Raw genomic sequence first — 5,459 nt, forward strand, 5'->3', positions numbered from 1 at the left:
TAGGGATGCCCTCGCAGGGAAATCAACGGGTGTAGTTATTTAGACGCTTACATAATTAGTGCTTTATTAGAACAATAGTAATAATATAAAGCCAAGGATTTATTTATGTAAAATAATATGTAATAAGATATGTTAGCTAAAGTAAACGTTTGCTGTAAGCAGTATATCGTGAGGCATTCGTTAGCTTCTTATAATATATGAAGAATATCGCAGATCAACTATTGGTTGCCGACTCACTCCGCGACAAAAATTGTATCCACGACAAAAAATTATCTCAACTCTGCTTGCCTTGTCGTCATTCCGGCTTGTCTGGAATCTGTCTCTACACATTCTCCTTGTTTCTCTTTTCTATATCGGATTGGGGGTTAAAATGCGCCATCGACAAACCCGTATGTTTGATGGTAGGATATAGCCATGGAAACGCTTGAAAGAGATTTAGACTTAACAGAGATTATCAGCGGAGAGGAGATCATGGGACATAGTCCATTTGGTAAACATCAGGCTATTGTCGGCAATCTATACAATATCATACGCCGTCATATCAAGACGGCCGGTTCATTAGGAAGAGTTTATTTGTCCCCGCTGGATGTAATCTTTGAAGAAGGTGTAAACCGGCTTCAGCCCGATATATTGTTTGTCAGAAAGGAAAATATAGGCATTGTTCAGGACTGGATTCGGGGCGTACCGGACATGGTGTGTGAAATTATATCAATAGGGACTTACAAAAGGGATATGGTAGCGAAAAGGGCTATCTATGAAAAATACAGGGTGCCGGAGTATTGGATAGTCATACCAGAATTACAGTCAGTTGAGATTTTAACGATTGAAGGCGATAGATATAAGACACACTCCACAGCGGAGATTGAAGGTATGGTTACATCTAAGGTAATTGATGGCCTGCAAGTCAATGTCAAAGACGTTTTCGAGGACTGAACACATTATGGGAAGCCTTAAAAAACGCTATAATAATACTTATATTCCCGGACTGGCAGACCAGTCCTGTATTTACCTTCACCGAGAATTGCTGCCAATTAGCCCCCCGTATTGACGAACATAAAAAGAAGTTGTACAATGTAATTACATGGTATGACTAAAAAGGAGGCCGATTGTGATAAAAAAACTTACAAAGCATGGAAACAGCCTTGCCCTTGTAATTGACAAAGGTGTGCTTGATATTCTAAACATTGACGACAAGACACCTCTGAATATCTCAACTGATGGGAAGGTACTCATTGTTTCTCCCGTGAGAGACGAAGCCCGTCGTAAAAATTTTGAAGAAGCACTGGAAAAGACCAATAATAAATTCAGCAGGGCCTTGAGGAATCTGGCTCAGTGATATGGAGATCACTATATGATAATTATAATTATCATGAGTCTTTATAATTATAGATTTTTCGGGGACTGAACACATCATCAGCCATGTAGCAATCCAGATTTCAATACTTGCGGCTCTTTTTGCAAAGACACGGCTTTTTGTTCTATAATACCGGCGTGTGTTTCAGGGGCATATATAAGATATTATATAAGCCATCAATAAGCGCGGCATTGTTGTCGCTTGCAGTGTCGGTAATGGCCTCGTCGGCGTTGGCCTCTGGCGTGAGTTTCGAGATAGCCCTCAGCAAGACTACCCTGACAGTGGGCGAAGGCGCGCAGTTAAGTCTGGTATTTAATGGCGATAGAGGGGCACATCAGCCCCCTACCCCGCAGTTGGATGGTTTTTCGATTAACTACAATGGCTCGGCAACAAGGATGTCTATAATCAATGGCTCTGCGTCAAGCTCCGTCACCTATAATTATTTCATTGTACCAATGAAAACAGGTGATTTTAAGATTGGCCCGTTTACACACGACCACGACGGCAAGACATATACGTCGAATGAGATAACGGTCAGCGTTGTGGACAGCCCCGGCGCTGCCCCCGCCAACAATAATAATCCACCTCCACCGGCTGCCCAGGGACGGCATGAACCGTCCAAAGACGCTGCGAAGGGTATAAATGACAGGGTGTTTGTTACCCTTAAACCGTCAAAGACCACGGTCTATGCAAATGAAATCTTCACCGTCAGGGTAAAACTCTACGTCAGGGACATCAGCGTGCGCGAGGTGAGCTTTCCACAGTTGGGCGACAGCGGGTTTTCGGTAGGCAATTTCGATAAACCCGTCCAGGCAAGAGAGACCTTAAACGGGCAGATATACGACACGGTTGAGTTTACGACCACGGCCTTTGCGGCTTCGGCTTCAAACTCGCTGAAACTTGGTCCGGCCACGCTAAAGTGCAACATAATGGTCAGGGCAAACGTCGGCAACTTTCCGCACGGTGCGTTTGACGACGATTTCTTTAACAACTTCTTCAGCTCGGCCAGGGCGGAGGCCGTCGAGTTGAAATCCGAAGGCATGGCCATGAAGGTGCTGCCGCTGCCGGAGGAAGGCAAACCAAAAGGATATAAGGGCGCAATCGGCTCATTCGACCTATACGCCACCGCAGAGCCGCATGAGGTGAAAACAGGAGACCCCGTTACGCTGAAGATGACCGTCACCGGCAGGGGTAATTTCAACAGTGTCACAGCCCCGGACACAGCAGAGAGCAGCCCTGCCATCAAATACTATGAACCACAGGTAAAACAGAACAAGACGTCAAAGACCTTTGAGCAGGCCGTCATACCACAGGCCAATACGGTTCAGTCAATACCTGAGATAGTTTTTTCGTTTTTTGATCCTGATAAGAAGGCATATCAGACAATAAAAAAAGGACCGTTTCCAATAAAGGTGACCGGGGAGGCCACATCAGGCGGGGCAAAGATAATCGGTCCGGCGCAGGTGGCAGGGGAAAATAAGCCTGTGGAAAAAGAGATTCTCGGAAGAGACGTAGTGTTCGTGAAGGAAAGGCCGGGCGCGCTTGTCAGAATCTCTGACAGACAGATAGAACCCTATCGCAATCCCATATTTATAGTATTTCTGCTTGTACCGCCTGTGTTATACATAGGGGCGCTTATATACGCAAGGAGGCACCACCGCCTGCGCCGAGATGTAAAGTACGCAAGGGGCCTCAGGGCACCCAAAAAGGCAAAGCAGGGGTTAAGGGAAGCCGCTGCCTTCCTTGAAGCTGGAAAAGAGAAGGAGTTCTACGACGCCGTTCATAAGACCATATATGATTACCTGGGCGATAAACTTCACATGCCGCCTGGTGAGATAATGGGTGAGAAGATATTCAAACTGCTGGAGGACAAGGGCCTGCAGACTGGCACGCTGAAAGAGATATTCGAGGCGTGCGACATGACGCGATACGCCCGCGGCGGTCTGGGCGGACCCGAAATGCAGACGACATTCAAACGCCTTGAGGACTTTATTGACCAAATGCAACGTATTCGGTTATAGGATAAGTAATGGAGACTGATTTTAACAGATGAGCCTGACAAATAAATTATTCATGGCGGTGGTCGTGCTGTGCGCCCTCGCATTTCAGTCAATGCCGGCAATGCCGGTGGAGGCTTACCCGGCTGAGGACGCGTTTAAAAAGGCGGCGGCGTTTTACGTGGAAGGCAAGTACGACGAGGCCATAAGGGAATATTATAAGCCGATTCAGGAGGGCTATGAAAGCGGAAATCTGTACTATAATATGGGCAACTGTTTCTTAAAAAAGAACAACATTGGATATGCGATATTATATTATGAAAAGGCAAAGAGGCTGATACCCGCTGACGACGATTTAAAGGCAAATTACGAGTTTGCCGAATCTTTGATAAAGAATCGGCAAAGCGTCACATCAAGGCCGTGGTTAAACCGTCAGTTAGACAGGGTATATAACCAGTTTACGAATAACGCCCTTATGATATTAATATTGTTTTTTTATGTGATGATATTTGCGGTTCTCACAGCAGGAATATTTATTGACGAAAGAATAAGAAAAAAATACTCCACTGTTGCAATATCGGCAGCCACGGTATTATTGATAATCTCGTCATACGTATTGTATGAACGGGTGAGCGGTGTGCAGTCCGTGGTGTTGGCAGCAAAAGTGGAGGCCAGATACGAACCATTTGAGAAGGCGACGGTATTTTTCACCCTGTACGAAGGGATGAAAGTTGAAGTAATAGACACCGACGCACAGTGGTATAAGATAAAAAGGCCGGACGGCAAGGCGGGCTGGGCGCCGAAAAACGACATCGGCCTGATATGAAGGTATGGCGGCAAATAACAGGCATTGTTCAACCGTTAAGAGGGCAAATTGACAAATAGGGCGTCTTTTTGCTACGTTACACAATGATAGCTGAAACAACTCATACTGATGAATTGACTAATAACAACGCGGAGGGAATTGAGGAGATTGAGCGGGAAGATACCGGTTATCCCGAAACATCTTTTGACCCTGATAAGATAAGGGTTGACCATCAAAACACAAACCTTGGCTATCTTATTGAAAAGCTGCAAAATGATCAGATAAACCTGACGCCTGAATTAAAGAACTCAGTGGATTTATGGAGCCTGAAACAAAGGAGCCAGCTCATTGAGTCTCTGCTGTTGGGACTGCCCCTGCCCTTTTTTTATTTTTGTGCACAATCTAATAAATGGGTGGTTGTTGATGGATTGCAGATGTTATGGACATTAAACGATTTTATTATTAATAATGAATTTGAGCTATTCGGGCTTGAGTTCTTAACGAAATATAATGGCAAAAATTATGATAGCTTATCAAACGCTGACAAACGAAGGATAAGCGGCACAAAAATATACTTCAATTTAATAGAGAGGCCGTCACCTTCCTATGTCAAATTTCTTATTTTTAAACGGGTTAACACTGAACTAACCGCACAAGAAATCAGACACACGCTAAATCATGGGATTGCATCAGGACTTATAGAGGAATTGGCCGGGTTAGAGGAGTTTAAACAGGCCACAGATTACCTGATTAATTCAAAGCGCATGGAAGATAGGGAATTTGCTAACCGCTTCGTTGCATTTTATATCTTGGGTTACGATGTCAACTATAAGGGTGAGCTGGATAATTTCCTTAACGATGGGCTGGAGGCGTTGGCAAAGGCAACCGAAGATGAGCGTGCCAAAATAAAAGAGGCGTTTAGAAAAGCGATGGCACTCTCATATAAAATCTTTGGCAGCGACGCATTTAGAAAAAGACAACACATATATGATAAACGCGCCCCAATCTCCAAACCAGTATTCGACACAATCAGCATAAACTTAGCATGGCTTACCGATGACCAGCAAATGCTGTTGCATAACAAAAAAGGGAATTTACAAATGAGACTTATTGAGCTGTTCAATGACGATGTTTTTTATCAATCAGTAACTGTGGCAACGGGCAGGAAATCAAGCGTCCAAACCAGATTCGAACTCATTAAAAACATGCTTAACGAGTTGCTTGCAACATGATAACCTCACTTCATATAAAGGTAAGCGTCTAAATAACTACACCCGTTGATTTCCCTGCGAGGGCATCCCTA

The 5,459-nt window shown here is 44.5% G+C and carries 5 protein-coding genes; all 5 read left to right on the forward strand.

Going from position 1 to position 5,459, the window contains the following annotated elements; genetic code table 11:
* The first annotated feature begins 414 nt into the window (after positions 1–414).
* The 5 genes from AB7D94_RS16240 (at position 415) to AB7D94_RS16260 (ending at position 5,388) form a co-directional block, all read left to right on the forward strand.
* Positions 415–933, forward strand: a complete 519-nt coding sequence (locus tag AB7D94_RS16240) for a Uma2 family endonuclease (protein WP_420267079.1) — start codon at positions 415–417, stop codon at positions 931–933.
* A 175-nt stretch (positions 934–1,108) separates the two neighbouring features.
* Positions 1,109–1,336 (forward strand): AbrB/MazE/SpoVT family DNA-binding domain-containing protein, encoded by a 228-nt coding sequence (locus AB7D94_RS16245; protein ID WP_420267080.1) that lies wholly within the window; start codon positions 1,109–1,111, stop codon positions 1,334–1,336.
* A gap of 119 nt (positions 1,337–1,455) precedes the next feature.
* Entirely contained in the window at positions 1,456–3,375 is a 1,920-nt protein-coding gene (locus tag AB7D94_RS16250) for a BatD family protein (protein ID WP_420267081.1), read from the forward strand.
* A gap of 28 nt (positions 3,376–3,403) precedes the next feature.
* Positions 3,404–4,177 (forward strand): tetratricopeptide repeat protein, encoded by a 774-nt coding sequence (locus AB7D94_RS16255; protein WP_420267082.1) that lies wholly within the window; start codon positions 3,404–3,406, stop codon positions 4,175–4,177.
* 83 nt (positions 4,178–4,260) lie between these two features.
* Positions 4,261–5,388 carry a DUF262 domain-containing protein gene (locus tag AB7D94_RS16260; RefSeq protein ID WP_420267084.1) on the forward strand — a complete coding sequence of 376 codons (1,128 nt, stop codon included), beginning with the start codon at positions 4,261–4,263 and terminating at the stop codon, positions 5,386–5,388.
* The last annotated feature ends 71 nt before the right edge of the window (positions 5,389–5,459 follow it).

Origin of the sequence: Candidatus Magnetominusculus dajiuhuensis, assembly GCF_046044395.1 — a bacterium.
Classification (GTDB): domain Bacteria; phylum Nitrospirota; class Thermodesulfovibrionia; order Thermodesulfovibrionales; family Magnetobacteriaceae; genus Magnetominusculus; species Magnetominusculus dajiuhuensis.